This is a genomic window from Bacillus sp. YP1, from assembly GCF_000877815.1.
Classification (GTDB): Bacteria; Bacillota; Bacilli; order Bacillales; family Bacillaceae; genus Bacillus; species Bacillus subtilis.
Genome location: NZ_CP010014.1, coordinates 2,948,457 through 2,964,432 on the forward strand (window position 1 = coordinate 2,948,457; position 15,976 = coordinate 2,964,432).

A 15,976-nucleotide genomic window follows, 5' to 3' on the forward strand; every position below is an offset into this window, starting at 1 on the left:
TGAATAAACATTCACCAATATTTTTCAGGATAATTGCCTACGAGAAAAATATCCTGTAGTCCTTTCATTTATAAATCGGGTTTCAAACTAATAAGTCAGCTCTTAGAAGCCGAGCTCCCTTTTCCAATCCAATAAACAGACCGCGTTTTTCTCGAAAAATTACTCTGAAAACAATTGCTGCGGTTTTAATAGTTTTGATAATGCGTTCTCTCTTACACCTTTAGACAAAATATTCATTTTTTCTTTTTTAGACTTAAATCTATGTCGAAAATGATCGTTTGGCATATCTTATACTATCTCCACTAAAGGAGGTGACATTATGGGATTCTACAATTCTGGTGGATACAATGGAAACTCTGGTTACTCAAACGGTTTCGGGAGCTCCTTCGCTTTGATCGTGGTGCTATTCATTTTGTTGATCATTGTTGGAGCAGCTATCTTTAATTATTAAGTTTAACTTTCCTTGCCTCCGCCGTATCCAACACCTCCCTGTCCGACAGACGCCATAAGAAGTTTTTATGGCGTCTTTGCTATGTGATTCACTAATCATTTTCTAATCCAGAAGCTGTCAAGTTCTACGAGATTTATCGTGTGTTTTCCCACAACGCTTCTGCGTCTTGATCGCGCTGTCTGACTGAGGCTAAAAAAGTCCGGCTCTTAAAAGCCGGACTCCAGACTACCCCCGTTCAACTCTCTTCTAATCCTGCAAGCTGACCGCATAATCCCGCCATACCCGGTACACCGGCACAAGTTCCCCGCCAGCCCTTCTTCTATATCTTTGTCAGAAGGTTGAGGGGTTTCCCGAAACAGTGCTTTAAGCGCAATTATCATTCCTGGGGTACAGTAGCCGCATTGGAAGCCTCCTTCTTCCATAAAAGCGGTTTGGCAGATATCCAGTTCCTCTTGTTGTACGCCCTCGATTGTTGTAATGGAGTGGCCGTCCACTTGATAAGCCATGGTCATACACGCATTGGCCAGTTTTCCGTCGATTAAAATAGAGCAGGCTCCGCAGCGGCCGATTCCGCAGGACACCTTTGTCCCGGTCAGCTGAAATTCCTTTCTAAGCAAGTCACTCAGATGTGTCGTAGGAATGGCAGCAACCTCCCACTCCTGCCCATTCACGGTCATCCGGAACTGTTCCTTTTTTACAGGAAATGGCCCGGCCTCTTTTACGTCCATTGCTTCAGCCCCTTTCTGTCGATCGCTTCAAGCAGCTCTTCTCTTGAAATTGGCAGCTTGTTTATCCAGCATCCGACCGCATCATGTACTGCCTTTACAATCGCCGGAGTGATGGCGATTGTTCCGATTTCGCCAACACCGCGCGGTCCATATGCATCACCCTTCATTAGTTCTTCTATTGCGATCACCTTCATGTCAGGAACGTCTTTGACTCCAGGGATCAAATAGTGATCTAGATTTTCTGCGGCATAACGGCCGTCCGTCATTTTCGCTTCCTCCATCAGCGTATAGCCGAGTGCCATGGCAGCGCCGCCTTCAATTTGACCTCGATATCCCTGCGGACTGACAACCGGACCTGCCGCAATAGCGTGCTCACAATCTATCAATTTGACATCGCCTGTTAACAGATCTACCTCCACCTCAACGGCAGCCGCTCCAAATGAGTAGAGGAAATGGCCGCCCACCACAGGGTCAGGCGTTGTTGGAAAGTCAAAGGCCGTTTCCTCTGCCAAAGGGCCTTTTTCAGCCAGCTCCTTATACGTAACTACGAGCGCCTTTGTGTTTTTGTCACGCAAGCCTGCAGCGCCGGGAATAAGGTTTTCCGCTGAACAGCCGCTCCATTCTGCCGCCCGTTTTTTCAACTGAGATAGAAACGGCTTCTTCAAACGCTGGATCGCGTGCCACACCATGCTTGTGCCGCGGGATGCTGTGGAGGAGCCTGACTTCGGCACTTTTGCGGTATCCCCAATAACAATGGAAATATCCTCTGCGGCACAACCTAACTCCTCCATGACAATCTGTTCAATCGCTGCTAGAATCCCCTGTCCGCATTCTTCAAATCCAAACGAAGCAGTGATTTTGCCTTCACTCGAAAGAGACAAACGGCCTCCTGCCGCATCCATTCGGCCAAACCCCAGCCCGCCGCCGTGCATTGTAATTGCCGCTCCCGTGCCTCTTTGCAGATACCCGCAGTTCCGGCTGGTTCTTGTAAGAATGGGAGATTTAGATATGGCATTCAACACCTGTGCCGCTCCGTCAGTCGGTGCAATCCGATGCTCAAGAGGCCCCAAGTCATGCGGTTTTCTGATATTTTTTCTTCTCAGCTCCAGCGGGTCGATGCCGAGCATGCCGCTGAGACGATCGAGATGGGTTTCGAGTGCAAATGTGATTTGGTTGCCGCCAAAGCCTCGAAATTCCCCCGCCACCCCGTTGTTCGTAAATACTGATATTCCTTCAGTCCGGATATTCGGAATACGGTACGGCCCCGCGGCATGCTCGACAGAAAAATCTAGAACGGCAGGTCCAAGCGTGGCGTAAGCGCCTGTGTCCGCCACAATTTTCACGTCGTGCGCCAATAGATTTCCCGAATGATCTGCACCCGTTTTTATCGTAATCTTCATCGGATGGCGCTTAATGCCAGAACGTACAGATTCCTTTCGTGTCTGATGGATTTTGACAGGGCGTCCGCTTTTCAGGGCCAAAAGCGCAGCATACGGCTGAATATTCAGCTCATCCTTCCCTCCGAACGAGCCGCCCATCGGACTTGACACAATCCTGATCTTCTCTTCAGGAATGTCAAAAATACGGGCAAGCTGGAAACGGTCTTTATAGCCGTGCTGAGTTCCTGCATACATCGTAAAACCCCCGTCGTCTTCCGGAACGGCTACGCCTCCCTCCGTTTCCATATACGTATGCATCTGCCGCGGCAGCTCATAGGTTTCTTCAAGGACTGTATCAGATGCTTGAAACCCTTCTTCCACATCGCCGTTTGAAAAAAATGTGCGGTGCAGGATATTCCCGTCCTCATGCAGTCTTTGCGCATTCGGCCGAAGCGCTTTTTCTGGTGAATCTATGACTTCCAGCTCTTTATACTCAACTCGAATCAGCTCCAGCGCCGCTTCCGCGATTTCCTCCGTTTCCGCAGCAACTGCGGCGATCGCATCCCCGACATACCGCACCCTGTCCTCACATAAAACCGGCTGATCAGGGATGACAATGCCAAATCGGTTTAAGCCAGGAACGTCTTTATGCGTGACGATGGCTTGCACGCCTTCCATTTTCTCAGCTTTTATGGTGCAAACCGACACAATCTCTGCATGAGGATAAGCACTTCTCAGCACCTTGCCATACAGCATTCCCAGAAAGCTGAGATCGGTCATATATTTCAATTCCCCTGTGACCTTATCCCTTCCATCCGGCCTGACTCTTGACGGTTTGTTGATGATCATTTATTCCCCTCCCTCAGCCATCAGCTCTGCCATGATGACGTTGGCAGCGGCTTTTTTTCTGTATGCCGCTGACATAAAAGCATCTGAGGAAAACGGCAGCTCATGGATAAGTGTTTTGTACAGCTCATGCGAGTCCCACCCTGGTGCCATCCATTTCGCTTCGCTGTCCAATAATCTCCTAGGGGTGATATCGGCATGGCCAGCGGCGAGGCGAATGCCGCCGTCTTTCAAAAAACGTCCAGCTGCAACAGCAGCCGCTCCTGTAAAAGCCTGGCGCCTCCCAAGCTTGTGATAAAATACACGCTCTCCCTCCGCCCGCGGGATGATGACACGCGTGACGATAGCCGTTCTAAAGTCTTCCTCACTGAGCCAAGCGCCAAGCGGCAGCCTGATTAGCTCCTTTTGATATACGATAAGCTCAGCACCAAGCACAAGCAGAAGCGGAATGAAATCACCGATTTTACTCGCTATGTTGCCGCCAATCGTGGCACGGCTGCGGATCCCCGGTGCAGCGACAGCGGAAGCAGCGTCACTGAAACAGCCAAGCGCTCTCTTGATCAAAGGGTTCTTTCTGCATTCATTCAGTGATGTGAGCGCCCCGATCGACACGTGGGTGTCACTGGCGCTGATCCCTCGCATCTCGTCAATCCCTTCAAGGCTGACAAGGTGCTGTTTCGGCAGAGTTCCTTTGTCCCACTGAAGCTGAAGCAGCGTGCTTCCCGATGCGGCACACACATCCGGAGCAAGCTTCTCTAAAAGCGAATAGGCCTCATCAAGCGCTGTCGGCCTCCATAATTGAATATTCATCCTTGCTTTTGTCACTTGGCCGTTCAAGCCATCGCCCTCCTTACCATGTCATATTCCTCGGGTGTATCAATATCGTCCAACTCGCCGCTATCCTTTGCCTCCAAAACCGCTCCTGCTCCAAGCTGTCCGCTTTTCAGGAGCCTGCGAGCCCCTTCATCTCCCTTTAACCCCTTTACATAAGGAAAACATGTCGACGAGAAGTAGATTGGCGGGGTGAACGCCCCTAAAAACGATGACACGGCAAATGACTCAGGGGCCAGTGCCACAAGGGCATTGAGATGATCGACGGAAAGCTGAGGCTGGTCGGCTAACAAAATGACAACGCCGTCCGCCCCCATGCTTTCTGCTTTTCTCACCCCGCTGCCGACTGAATGCCCCTGACCCTTTTCTGCGTCTTGGCAAACGTGCAGGCTCCAGCGTTTTTGAAAAGGCGGAGCGTGATACGGCGCTCCTATCCACTCAAGGGAGGCATGTTCTGTCCGCTCGACGACCAGCACGTGATCAAGGCGGGACGACAGAGCAGTTTTCAAGGAAAGTGAGCCGATGTTTTCTCCTTTTAGCGGCAAAGCCAGCTTGTTTTGGCCCATTCTTCTGCTTTTGCCGGCAGCGAGAAACACGCCGATCAGATAGGGGTTTCTCATACAACCGCCACCCGTTTTCTTGTTTGAATAATTTCTGCAACTACACTTACCGCAATTTCCTCTGGACCTTCCGCACCGATTTTCAGCCCGACCGGACTGTAAAAGTGAGACGGAGGATGTTTTCCGTTCAGCAGCCGTTTCGTGCGGTTTGCCGAACCCAACAGTCCAATATAATGGAGGTTTTGAGAAAATAAGAAGTTGATGATCGTTTGATCGTGCTGATAATGATGGGTTGCCACAACAGCTGCATCATGCGGAAAAAATTGAAATTTGCTAAGCATTTGTTCCGGAAAAGCGGTAATCAGCTGATCCGCTTTTGGAAAAAGAGAGGATGTACAATAAGCGGGCCGCCAATCCGTCACAATAACAGAAAACCCTGTGTCAGCCGCCAAATTGGCCAGCGGTACAGTATCCGGTCCCGCCCCAAACAGAATGAGGCGCGGCTTCGGTTCAATTCGCTGAATAAACATGTTAGTGGGTCGATCGAAATGCGGTAAATGAAGCGTTGAAACAGTACGTTGAATAGCTTGCAGAGGCGCGTCCGGCCAGTTGCCAAAATGCCCGTTCTCCATCAGAAATAAATAATGGGAGGATCCAATCTTTGTAACGGAAGTGACAGCTTTGCCTGATTGAAGGCAGTCCCTCACTTTCTCATAGTGCCGCCTTTTTCCCTGAGTGATTCGCTCTGCATGAACATGAATAATGCCATTGCACCCGGCTCCCATGCCCCAAGAAAGATCGTCCTCCGACCGCATGTCGTAGGGAATCAGCGTTGATGTGAGCTGATCGCCCAGCGCACTGATTCTTTGTAATACATCTTCTTCCACACACCCGCCGCTCAGCAAGCCAATCCGTCTGCCATTTTTCTTAAAGAGCATAGAGGCGCCTGCTTTTCGATACGCGGAGCCTTCCACTTGAACAATTGTCGCCAGTACAGCCTCCTCCTGGTCTTCCAGGAGCGCATCTAACATCGTGTGAAAATTCCCCAATGCCGCATCCTCCTCTCGAAAATTGCCGTGAGAAACAACTAGTTCAGCGTGATTTTATAGGTAACTTGTATAAAGAATAGACGATGGAAGAAAAAATGACTCATGATTTGTCAGAAAATGAAACACATAGAAAGAGGATTTGTAAAAAGAGTCAAACGAAGAAAATTAGATTGGAGAAAACACGAAATCATATCTAAAAAGCTTGCGGAGTTCCGCAAGCTTTTCTTTACACCGCTGCCTGGCGGCCAGCGTTTTCATACACATCCAGCGCTGCTTGGAGCGCTTTTCCTGCTTCGATTCCTGCGTTATGTCTGAGAAGCACAGCCTCTAACCCGGCAAGCACGAATAGGACGTTTTCTTTTCTGCAGCTGTACCCCATCGTGCCGATCCTCCAGATCTTCCCTGCAAGCGGGCCGAATGAGCTGGCGATTTCAATGCCGAATTGTGCCAGCAGCATGTCACGGACAGACTCGCCGTCAATGCCGCCGGGAATTTCGACACAGGTGACAACAGGCATTTTGCAGCTGTCATCTCCAAACAATCTTAGGCCCATTGCCTTTATCCCTGCTGCTAATGCGGCTTCATGGTGCCGATGCCGCTCGAAACGCGTCTCAAGACCTTCTTCAAGCACCAGTCTGACTCCCTCACGTAAGGCGTACAGCATCGTCGTCGCTTCTGTATGATGATTGAGCCGTCTTTCGCTCCAATAATCCTCAAGCTGGCTCAAATCAAAGTAGTTGCTTGTAATTGGCCGATTTCCCGAAAGTGCTGCCCTGTCAGCTTGTGTCGCAATCCCGCGTTCCACCTTTTTGCGAGCTGCAATCACGTCCGCCACCCGCTCATTATATGTAATCGGCGCCATTCCTGAAGGCACAGACAAACATTTTTGCGTTCCGCCGATGGCAGCGTCAATCTTCCATTCATCGACTTTAACCTCGCAGCCCCCAATCGTTGCGACTGCATCGACGATAAACAATGCATCCTCGGTGCGGCAGGCTTCGCCGATGGCTTTCAGCGGGTGAATCCGTCCTGTCGATGTTTCTCCATGCACCATGGCCACAATTTTCGGCTTCACTTTTTTTATCTCCCGTATGATGTCCTCCGGGTCAAAAACCGTTCCCCATTCGCACTCCAGCATATGAACATTTGCCCCATATCGCTCGGCGATTTCAGTCAGCAAATAACCGAAACGGCCGTAAATGGGAATGAGCACATCATCTTCCGGCTCTATCACACTAGCCAGCACTGCTTCAATTCCCGCCCGTGAAGTGCCGTCAATCGGGTATGCCCAGCGGTTTTTTGTTTGGAACAGCTCCCGAAGCATCTCCATCGTTTCATTCATAATACCTGTAAACGCCGGATCAAATTGGCCGACAACCGGGGTGCTCATTACTCTTAATACACGCGGATCAACCTCAACAGGCCCCGGCGTCATAATCGTTCTTAACGGGGTGCATAATTCTCTTCTGCCTGACACAGCCATTCCTCCTTTATCAGTAAGCCAGTTTGTATAATAAATCAGTCAGTGCGCGGACGCCGATCTCAAGCTGTCTGGCTGACGTATATTCCTTCGGTGAGTGGCTGACGCCGCCTCGGCTCGGCACAAACAGCATACAAGCAGGATAGCGCCTTCCGATCATTTGCGCGTCATGCCCTGCTCCGCTCACCATTTCCTCACAGCTGAAGCCGTTTTCTAATGCTGTTTCAAAAGCCGCAGCCTTCAACCTTTCGTCCATCGGCACAGGCTCTATCCGCATATATTCATCAATCACGGCGCGAATTCCTTTTTGATGGCAAATGCCGTTGATCAAAGCAACCATGTCTTGATGAAACTGCTCCAGCACATGCTGATGCTGATGGCGAATATCGATTGAAAACTGGACGCGGCCCGGTATGACATTGGCTACATTGGGCTCTGCCGTTATTTTTCCGCATGTCAGACGGAGCTCATCCGGCAGCTCCTCCGACCGCAGCAACAGCTCATGAATGATACGGCTGCTGGCTGCGAGCGGGTCCTTGCGCCATTTCATGGAGGTGGTTCCCGCATGATTGCATTCCCCCTCCAGCGTGACGAGATAGCGCCTCTGCCCCGCAATGCTTGTCACAATCCCGAGATCCCGTCCTGACATTTCCAATGTCTGTCCCTGTTCAATATGGAGCTCAACAAAAGCGCTGATATCTGTCCGATATGCTGCCTGAAACACACCTTTGCCAAAACCGTTCTCATGCATCGCATGTTGCAGCGAGACTCCTGATTCGTCTCTTGGCTCTGCTCCATCCTGTAATGAAAAAACACCCGTCATATTCCCTGATCCCCAATAGGTCATTGGAAAACGGCTGCCCTCCTCCTCACATAAGGATACCGCTTCGAGTGTTTTTTTCGGCGATCCATATGTCTCTTTGAGCCGCTTTATCGCAAGCATTGCCGCCAGAACACCATAGGCGCCGTCGTATTTCCCCCCATTGATGACAGTATCGATATGTGAACCGGTTACAATGACTTCATCCGGAGACTGGGTGCCCGAAAGCCTTCCAAACACATTGCCGACATCGTCGAATCTTGTGTCAAGCCCGAAAGAAGACATTTCCGTTTTCACAGCAAGCTGTGCGTCCATCCACTCTTTTGTGTATAAAAGCCTCGTTACGCCGCCATCCGCAGACGCACCGTATTGGGCGAGCCATTCAATATAATCTGTGATGCTGTTTTTTACTGAAAGCTTCTGCTTTTCCATGTACTCCCCCCTCTGGCCGCTATGGTGACTTCATTATAGAAGGAGGAACATGATAGTTCATTGACAGATTAACCAAAAAAACGTTTATTTTTTAGTCACAGTATCTATCCAGCAACCAGATTCACCCTACATGTCACAACTATTTTGATGTAAAGGTCAAAAGAAAACACGGTAAGGAAGAGAGCCAGCAAGAGCGAAAGAGAGGGTCAAGCTCAGCTTGCCAGAGAGGCGATGTTTGCGGAACGGATGAAAACGGAAATGCCGGCAGCTCGCAAAAACAGGACCTAAAGATATGGGAACAGGAGATTTCCGCCTCCTCCAAAGGGACTAATTTACAATTTTAATGAAAAATATACAAAATGACACTTCTATCCTTTATTTCAATTTTAGATAATAGACATGATCTGATAAAAGGAGGGCAAGTGATGACAAAAAAAGCATGGTTTCTGCCGCTCGTCTGTGTATTACTGATTTCCGGATGGCTTGCGCCGGCAGCTTCAGCAAGCGCGCAAACCGAATTAAGCCTCAATGACCGATTGGCGTCTTCCCCTTCAGGAACAGGGAGCCTTCTCTCATTAGCCGCCCCCGCTGCACCCTATGCTGACACAGATACCTATTATGAAGGGGCTGAAGGTAAAACAGGAGACTCGCTAAAAAGCACCCTGCACCGTATTATCAGCGGACACACGATGCTGTCCTACAGCGAAGTGTGGAACGCGCTGAAAGAAACGGATGAAGACCCGAGAAATCCGAATAACGTCATCCTGCTCTATACGAATGAATCGCGGTCCAAAAACCTGAACGGCGGCAATGTCGGCGATTGGAACCGCGAGCATGTCTGGGCGAAATCCCATGGCGATTTTGGTACGAGCAAGGGACCTGGTACTGATATTCATCATTTGCGCCCAGCCGATGTTCAAGTTAACAGCGCCAGAGGAAATATGGATTTTGACAATGGCGGCACTGAATATGCGAAGGCACCCGGAAATTATTATGACGGCGATTCATGGGAGCCCCGCGATGATGTGAAAGGCGATGTTGCCCGCATGCTGTTTTACATGGCTGTCCGTTACGAGGGTGATGACGGCTATCCTGATCTTGAGCTTAATGATAAGACAGGCAACGGCTCAGCTCCTTATCATGGCAAACAATCTGTCCTGCTCGAATGGAATAAGCAGGATCCGGTTGACGACCGCGAGCGGAAAAGAAATGAAATCATTTATGAAAAATATCAGCACAACCGCAATCCATTTATCGACCACCCTGAATGGGCGGATGAGATTTGGCCGTAAGAAAAAGGTGCTCCTTTTGAGGAGCACCTTTTTCTAATACACAGCCTCTTCCGTTTCCGCATCGAAAAAGACGACGTGGTCCATTTTCACTGAGAGCTGGATTGAATCGCCTGCATCGATTCGCGTGTTTCCGTCCAGACGGACCTTGAGCCGCTCATCCCCAGCCATGACATGCACTATGAGCTCCGAGCCCAAATTTTCATTCACTTCCACCTTCGCTTGAAACACTGAATCAAACAACTGGTCATTTCCTGTCATTTGTGTGATGTGCTCCGGCCGTACACCGGCAATCATCTGTTCTCCGGCATATCCCTTTTCCTTCAGCCGCTTTGCTTTTTCTTCAGGAATATGAAGCCGGATCGAAGAATTTGTGAAAAACAGCTCGCCATGCTGCTGTTCTATGATGCCTTTCAAAAAGTTCATCCCAGGAGAGCCAATGAAGCCTGCGACAAACAAATTGGCCGGGTAATGATAAATGTCATGAGGTTTCGCCACTTGCTGGATTTCCCCTTCATTCATGACGACAATCCGATCTCCCATTGTCATTGCTTCGGTCTGGTCATGCGTGACATAAATGATCGTTGCCTCTAATCGCTGGTGCAGCTTGCTGATTTCTGTCCGCATCGTCACTCTTAGTTTTGCATCCAGATTAGAAAGCGGCTCGTCCATTAAAAAGACCTTCGGCTCCCTCACAATCGACCTGCCAAGCGCCACCCTTTGCCGCTGCCCGCCGGAGAGCGCCTTCGGTTTTCTCTTCAGCAAATGTTCAATTTCTAAAATTCTAGCTGCCGCATGAACCCGCTCGGCAATTTCCTGTTTCGCCATCTTTCTGAGCTTTAATCCAAACGCCATATTATCAAAAACCGTCATATGCGGATAAAGCGCATAGTTCTGGAATACCATCGCAATATCACGTTCTTTCGGCGGAAGATCATTGACCCGCTCCCCATCAATAAGAAGATTTCCTTCAGAAATGCTTTCTAATCCAGCCACCATCCGCAGCGTTGTCGATTTTCCGCATCCTGACGGCCCCACCAGCACCAAAAGCTCCTTATCCTTTACATCTAAATCAAAGTCCTTCACGGTTAATTGTGAGTGATATGATTTTTTGACGTGTTCAAATGTTAATGAAGCCATCAGAAAAGTCCCCCTATCTTTTGACCCGTTATTTCGTCACTGGAAACAACTTGGTCTTTCTGTTATTTTTAGAGTAATCGGTTCCCATTTTTGCTATATTTCTAAAATAAAAAATGTAAATTTGTATTATAACGTCATAATACATTATAATATAAATAATAGGTTAAAAGGAGGCTACCCTTTGTTAAACAACGGAAGTTCTACACCTTTATACATTCAGCTAAAACAAATCATCACTGATGACATCAAAAAGGGCGTGTATTCCCCAACCGCCAAGCTGCCTACCGAAAACGAGCTTTGCACCAAGTATAACGTCAGCCGCATCACCGTCAGGAAAGCCATTCTCGATTTAGTCGAAGAAGGCTATCTGATCAGGCAGCAGGGAAAGGGAACGTTCGTTAAAAGCCCTAAATTAAAACGAGAGCTGATCGCTGTAAACGGCTACTCGGAATTTATGGAATCAACCGGCAAAAAACCGAAGCATCATGTGCTGTCCCATGACATCATTCCAGCGTCAAAACCCATCGCAGAAAAGCTTCAAATCCATCCCGAGAGCCCTGTCGTTGAATTAAAACGGATTTTATATAATGATGATCAGCCTCTCACCTTTGAAGTGACGCATTATCCGCTTGATTTGTTTCCCGGCATTGATACCTTTATTGCTGACGGCGTCTCCATGCATGATATTTTGAAACAGCAATACAAAGTTGTACCCACGCACAATACGAAGCTATTAAACGTTGTATATGCCCAACAGGAGGAAAGCAAATACCTGGATTGTGATATCGGGGATGCGCTGTTTGAAATTGATAAAACGGCTTTTACATCAAACGACCAGCCAATCTATTGCTCATTGTTTTTGATGCACACAAACCGTGTCACTTTTACCATCAACAGCCCCTACACATAACAGGCATAAAAAACGAGACACTGCTTATAGTATTCTCGTTTTTTCACTGCTTCCCCCGTCCTCCAAGCGATAAGGATAGCCATAGCCGAAAGCTCCGTACACACCGCATGTTTTCGCAGCCGTTTCGGCGGCCTGGCGCAAAGCGTACGTTATATCCTGCTTCACGCAAAAGGCAGTCAAAAAGCCTGCTATAAAAGAATCTCCCGCCCCAAGTGTATCTATTATATCAGCTTCCACAATCGGCTGATGATAGACTCGATCACCCGCAGACAGGATTGCTCCTTGGCCCCCTCGGGTCATACAAACCATTTTGGCTCCGTATCCATGAGCTGTTTTGGCAAGCTCACCGCATTCCGACTCACTCAAATCGCTTCCTGAAAAAAACGCATACGTCACATAAGGACAGACCCTCCTCAAATAATCATCCTCCCGATTGGTTGAAAAATCAAATGAGACAGGGACCAGCCCGCACAGCTGCGGAAGATCGTTCTCAAGCCTGCTGTACACGCTCGTATGCAGCAGATCATGCCCGCTGATAAAAGATACATCTTTCTCCTGAAACGCGAGGCGAAGCCGGGACTGAATGCCGCCTTTATTTGACCTGACAAAAATGCGGTCCCCCTGTTCATCAAGGGTGACAATCGCCATCCCGTTTTCTCCGTGCGCCTGGCGGATATAATCTGCATTGACCTGCTCCAGCTTGAGAACGTTCAACAGATGCGCCGCGGCTTCGTCATTGCCGACGATTCCGATATAGGAAGACTCATGCCCGAGCCGCTTGGCAAGCACAGCAACGTTTAAGGCATTTCCTCCCGGGTAGAATGTTTCTTGATCCTGGTAATAATCTACAACATTATCTCCAACCGCAATCAATTTCATAGTGCTTCCTCCTTTATCCTTTTACACTGCCGCTTGCAATCCCGCGGACAAAATATTTCTGCATCAATAAAAATAGAATAATAATCGGCGCGGCTGAAATCGTTAACCCCGCCAGCAGGACGCCCCAGTCTGTCTGCAGCGCGTCTCTGAACTGCATCAGCCCGGCTGGAATGGTCCGCAAATTCTCATCATCTATGAAAATAATCGCAAACATAAACTCATTCCATGTATGGTAAGCCGTCAAAATGCCGGATGTCACCAAAATTGGCACGCTCATTGGTAAGAAAATTCTGAAAAATACTCCAAAACTTGTACACCCATCCAAATAGGCCGCCTCCTCCAATTCTTTGGAAATAGAAAGAAAATAAGAGCGGATCAAAATGATGGTGAATGGGATCCGATAAGCCGCATACGGCAGGATTAACGCCCAATACGTATTGTACAGGCCAAGCGACTGAATAATAGAATAAAGCGGCACAAGACTGACCTGCGGCGTCAGCATCAATCCGCCAAGACATAGCACCAAAAAGAATCCTTTTCCTTTAAACTCAAACCGGGAAAGGCCATACGCTGCCCATGCACTGATAAAGACAGTGATCACACACGTCAGCGCCGTAACGATGACACTGTTCATAAAATAAGAAGAAATCCCCTGGTTCCAGGCGGAAACAAAATTTTCCGGATGCCACGAAGACGGCAGCGACCAGCTGTGCTCAAAAATATCGTCAGAGTTTTTAAAGGCGCTCATCACCATCCAGAGAAGCGGATAGGCAATCGCAATCAGATAAAGAAACAGAAAAACCCACACAGACGTTTCTCCGATATACCATTTTCGTCTAGGCTTATCTTTAACCTCAATGTGCTGGTCAGGCACAGGCTCCAATCTGAACGAATCTGTCTTCTTCTGAGGCAGCATCAGTTACTCCTCCTTTCCGGTTTTAAAGAACTTCATTTGCATGAGCGATAATGCAAGCGTAATGATTAACACGACAGTGGCAATCGCTGAGGCGTAGCCCATCATATCCTTTGTAAAGGCGCTTTTATATAAAAACGTGCTCAAGACTTCTGACGCGTTTCCCGGCCCGCCGCCTGTCAAAATGTACGGCTCATTAAAGACCGTAAAGGCCCCGGTCAGCGTCATGACCACCGCAACAAAAGACATCTCTTTCGTCTGGGGAACAGTAATATGAAAAAACTGCTGAATTTTACCCGCGCCGTCAAGCCGGGCCGCTTCATACAGTTCATCCGGTATTTTTTGAATCGACACGATGTACAGCATCGCAATATAACCGACAGATTGCCACTGGGACACAAAAATGACAGAAAGCATAGCTGTGCTGTCATCCCCGAGCCAGGCCCTCGTCAGCTGATCAAGACCGATGGCCTGAAGCAGCTGATTCAACAGCCCTGTCTCCGGATTGTAAATAAAATCAAACAAAAGCGCGATCACCGTCATTGAGATGACAACCGGCAAAAAGAAAACGGTACGAAAAAACGGCGACCATTTTCTGACCAGCTTATCCTCAAGCACCGCCGCCAAAATCAAACCTCCAAATACCTGGCATACAATTGAGATCACTGCATAAAGCACATTATTGGTAAGTGCCTGATAGAAGACAGGATCATGAAATAATTCAACATAGTTTTTTAAGCCGATAAACGTTTTTTCCGGAGAAAATGAGCTCCACTGAAACAGGCTGAGGAATACATTCTCAAAAATCGGGATATAAACGAAAAGTAAAAAAACGAGAGCGGGCACCAAAAACAAATAGGGGATTATTTTATTCTGATTGACCAAGGGTATCTCATCTCCTTTATAAAAAGAAAAGGTGCGAAGCTTCACCTTTTCTTTGATTTATTCAGCTGACGCCCTCACCTGCTTTGCTGCCTTTTGAACGGCTTTCATCACCTGCTGCGGTGTCATGTCGCCGCCAAGCATTTGCTGGACGCCTGTTAGGTACGCATCTGCGACTTCAACATCGACATCCATATCAAACCATGGAACCATTGATTTGGCATCAACAATATGCTGAACGGCTTCACGCTGAATAGCTGTTGCATTTTCTTCAGTAGCCGTACCTTGCACTGCACTGTATTTCCCGACATCTTTCACGAGCTTTTCGCCCATTTTTTTCGACGTCAAGAACTGCAAAAATTCCATTGCTTCCTTCGGATGTTTTGTTCTTGAGGAAATCATGAATCCTTCCGGCGCTCCCGTTAACGCTTCTGAAGATCCTTTCTGCCCGCTGATTTCAGGAAATGGGAACATCCCGAGATTAACCGGTTCAACCAGCTTGATTTCCGCTGTTTCCGCATATATCATCGCCGACTTTCCGCTCTTAAATTGCTGTCTCACATATTCGTGGTCGACGGAGTTTACATGTTTATTAAAGTAAGGCATCAGCTCTTGAAGCTTTTCAAGTGCTTTTACGTAGCCTTCATCAGTAAATTCACCCGTTTTGGCGTTATAGTCCTTGTCTCGCGTTTTTTCATCGACCATCCGCTGATTAAGCGTGCCGATATAGTGCGAGATTGTCCAAGTCGCCTTTGTTCCGAAGCTGATCGGTGTGTAGCCATGTTCTTTCAGCTTTTTTGACACATCGATTAATTCATCCCACGTCTTCGGGGGATCAAGATTCATCTTTTGGAAAATGTCTTTATTATAGAAGAATGATTTAGCGTCCATTTGCCACGGCACGCCATATTGCTTGTTTTCATAAGTAAATGGTGTAATTTGCGATTGAACGAGCTGTGATGACCAATCGGTGTCATTTTTGTAGTAGGACGAGAGATCAAGTGCTTTATTGCCTCTGATAAATTTAAAAGCAAACTCATCGCTCCAAGAGAAGTAAATGTCAGGAGGGCTGGTAGTTCCCAGCATGACCTTAATTTTATCTTTATAGGAGTCATTTAAAACGGCTTCAATTTGAATGTCGATATCTGGGTGATCTTTTTCAAATTCTTTTACAACCTCTTCAAAATAACTTTTTTCCGGCTCCTTTGGCCATCTGTGGAAAAATTTCAATGTCACCTTTCCGTCCGCTGAACTGCTTTGGCTCGAACAGCCTGCGATGGTGAGCATACTGACAGCTGCAATGATCAAGAACAACAACATTTTCTTCAAAGGGTTGGCCTCCTCTGGACATTAGACTATAATGTTATATAACATTATAGTCTAATGC

15 protein-coding genes and 1 pseudogene are annotated in these 15,976 nt (G+C 48.0%); 4 read left to right on the forward strand and 12 right to left on the reverse strand.

The features are described 5' to 3' along the window. Positions 1–319 precede the first annotated feature (319 nt). Entirely contained in the window at positions 320–451 is a 132-nt protein-coding gene (gene yuzJ / locus QF06_RS21455) for a YhzE/YjcZ family sporulation protein YuzJ (RefSeq protein ID WP_038829787.1), read from the forward strand. Between the two features lie 206 nt (positions 452–657). Here yuzJ and pucE read toward each other — a convergent pair whose 3' ends face one another. The 7 genes from pucE to allC all read right to left on the reverse strand — a co-directional run bounded on the left by pucE (position 658) and on the right by allC (position 8,576). Next, a complete protein-coding gene (pucE, locus tag QF06_RS14555; protein WP_041850566.1) occupies positions 658–1,179 on the reverse strand; it encodes a xanthine dehydrogenase subunit E in 522 nt (173 codons plus the stop codon). Beyond that, positions 1,170–3,407, reverse strand: coding sequence for a xanthine dehydrogenase subunit D (pucD, locus tag QF06_RS14560; RefSeq protein WP_041850565.1), 2,238 nt, complete (start codon positions 3,405–3,407; stop codon positions 1,170–1,172). Before pucD ends, pucE begins: the two co-directional genes overlap by 10 nt. Beyond that, the gene (gene pucC / locus QF06_RS14565) at positions 3,408–4,241 is read right to left on the reverse strand and encodes a xanthine dehydrogenase subunit C (protein WP_038829784.1); all 834 of its coding nucleotides are present in this window, start codon (positions 4,239–4,241) and stop codon (positions 3,408–3,410) included. Next, on the reverse strand, positions 4,238–4,855 hold the full coding sequence (gene pucB, locus QF06_RS14570) for a xanthine dehydrogenase accessory protein PucB (RefSeq protein ID WP_021480548.1): 618 nt from the start codon (positions 4,853–4,855) through the stop codon (positions 4,238–4,240). The genes pucC and pucB overlap by 4 nt, the downstream gene beginning before the upstream one ends. After that, positions 4,852–5,844 carry an XdhC family protein gene (locus QF06_RS14575; protein ID WP_041850564.1) on the reverse strand — a complete coding sequence of 331 codons (993 nt, stop codon included), beginning with the start codon at positions 5,842–5,844 and terminating at the stop codon, positions 4,852–4,854. Before QF06_RS14575 ends, pucB begins: the two co-directional genes overlap by 4 nt. A gap of 226 nt (positions 5,845–6,070) precedes the next feature. Beyond that, entirely contained in the window at positions 6,071–7,321 is a 1,251-nt protein-coding gene (gene pucG / locus QF06_RS14580) for a (S)-ureidoglycine--glyoxylate transaminase (RefSeq protein WP_003244520.1), read from the reverse strand. A gap of 16 nt (positions 7,322–7,337) precedes the next feature. After that, on the reverse strand, positions 7,338–8,576 hold the full coding sequence (gene allC / locus QF06_RS14585) for an allantoate deiminase (RefSeq protein ID WP_041850563.1): 1,239 nt from the start codon (positions 8,574–8,576) through the stop codon (positions 7,338–7,340). A 224-nt stretch (positions 8,577–8,800) separates the two neighbouring features. On the opposite strand from allC, the pseudogene QF06_RS21905 reads away from it, so the two are divergent. Continuing rightward, a pseudogene (locus tag QF06_RS21905) lies at positions 8,801–8,920 on the forward strand (hypothetical protein); the annotation flags it as partial. 81 nt (positions 8,921–9,001) lie between these two features. Next, positions 9,002–9,868 carry an endonuclease I family protein gene (locus tag QF06_RS14590; protein ID WP_041850562.1) on the forward strand — a complete coding sequence of 289 codons (867 nt, stop codon included), beginning with the start codon at positions 9,002–9,004 and terminating at the stop codon, positions 9,866–9,868. Positions 9,869–9,901: 33 nt separating this feature from the next. Here QF06_RS14590 and QF06_RS14595 read toward each other — a convergent pair whose 3' ends face one another. Then, positions 9,902–11,005: an ABC transporter ATP-binding protein gene (locus QF06_RS14595; RefSeq protein ID WP_024572486.1), complete on the reverse strand. Its 1,104-nt coding sequence runs from the start codon at positions 11,003–11,005 to the stop codon at positions 9,902–9,904. A 181-nt stretch (positions 11,006–11,186) separates the two neighbouring features. On the opposite strand from QF06_RS14595, the gene frlR reads away from it, so the two are divergent. Next, positions 11,187–11,915, forward strand: a complete 729-nt coding sequence (gene frlR, locus QF06_RS14600; protein WP_014480777.1) for a transcriptional regulator FrlR — start codon at positions 11,187–11,189, stop codon at positions 11,913–11,915. 24 nt (positions 11,916–11,939) lie between these two features. On the opposite strand, the gene frlD is transcribed toward frlR, so the two are convergent. The 4 genes from frlD to QF06_RS14620 are packed head-to-tail and all read right to left on the reverse strand — an operon-like array spanning position 11,940 to position 15,918. Beyond that, the gene (frlD, locus tag QF06_RS14605; RefSeq protein WP_003228626.1) at positions 11,940–12,794 is read right to left on the reverse strand and encodes a fructosamine kinase FrlD; all 855 of its coding nucleotides are present in this window, start codon (positions 12,792–12,794) and stop codon (positions 11,940–11,942) included. A 13-nt stretch (positions 12,795–12,807) separates the two neighbouring features. Further along, on the reverse strand, positions 12,808–13,710 hold the full coding sequence (locus QF06_RS14610) for a carbohydrate ABC transporter permease (protein ID WP_003228625.1): 903 nt from the start codon (positions 13,708–13,710) through the stop codon (positions 12,808–12,810). Between the two features lie 3 nt (positions 13,711–13,713). Then, positions 13,714–14,592: a carbohydrate ABC transporter permease gene (locus QF06_RS14615; RefSeq protein WP_014477910.1), complete on the reverse strand. Its 879-nt coding sequence runs from the start codon at positions 14,590–14,592 to the stop codon at positions 13,714–13,716. A 57-nt stretch (positions 14,593–14,649) separates the two neighbouring features. Then, positions 14,650–15,918 (reverse strand): ABC transporter substrate-binding protein, encoded by a 1,269-nt coding sequence (locus QF06_RS14620; protein WP_041850561.1) that lies wholly within the window; start codon positions 15,916–15,918, stop codon positions 14,650–14,652. Between the last annotated feature and the right edge of the window lie 58 nt (positions 15,919–15,976).

Coding starts and splice junctions, on each gene's coding strand:
- yuzJ (WP_038829787.1), top strand. CDS start 320: ATGGGATTCTACAATTCTGGTGGATACAATGGAAACTCTGGTTACTCA.
- pucE (WP_041850566.1), bottom strand. CDS start 1,179: ATGGACGTAAAAGAGGCCGGGCCATTTCCTGTAAAAAAGGAACAGTTC.
- pucD (WP_041850565.1), bottom strand. CDS start 3,407: ATGATCATCAACAAACCGTCAAGAGTCAGGCCGGATGGAAGGGATAAG.
- pucB (WP_021480548.1), bottom strand. CDS start 4,855: ATGAGAAACCCCTATCTGATCGGCGTGTTTCTCGCTGCCGGCAAAAGC.
- allC (WP_041850563.1), bottom strand. CDS start 8,576: ATGGAAAAGCAGAAGCTTTCAGTAAAAAACAGCATCACAGATTATATT.
- QF06_RS14590 (WP_041850562.1), top strand. CDS start 9,002: ATGACAAAAAAAGCATGGTTTCTGCCGCTCGTCTGTGTATTACTGATT.
- QF06_RS14595 (WP_024572486.1), bottom strand. CDS start 11,005: ATGGCTTCATTAACATTTGAACACGTCAAAAAATCATATCACTCACAA.
- frlD (WP_003228626.1), bottom strand. CDS start 12,794: ATGAAATTGATTGCGGTTGGAGATAATGTTGTAGATTATTACCAGGAT.
- QF06_RS14610 (WP_003228625.1), bottom strand. CDS start 13,710: ATGCTGCCTCAGAAGAAGACAGATTCGTTCAGATTGGAGCCTGTGCCT.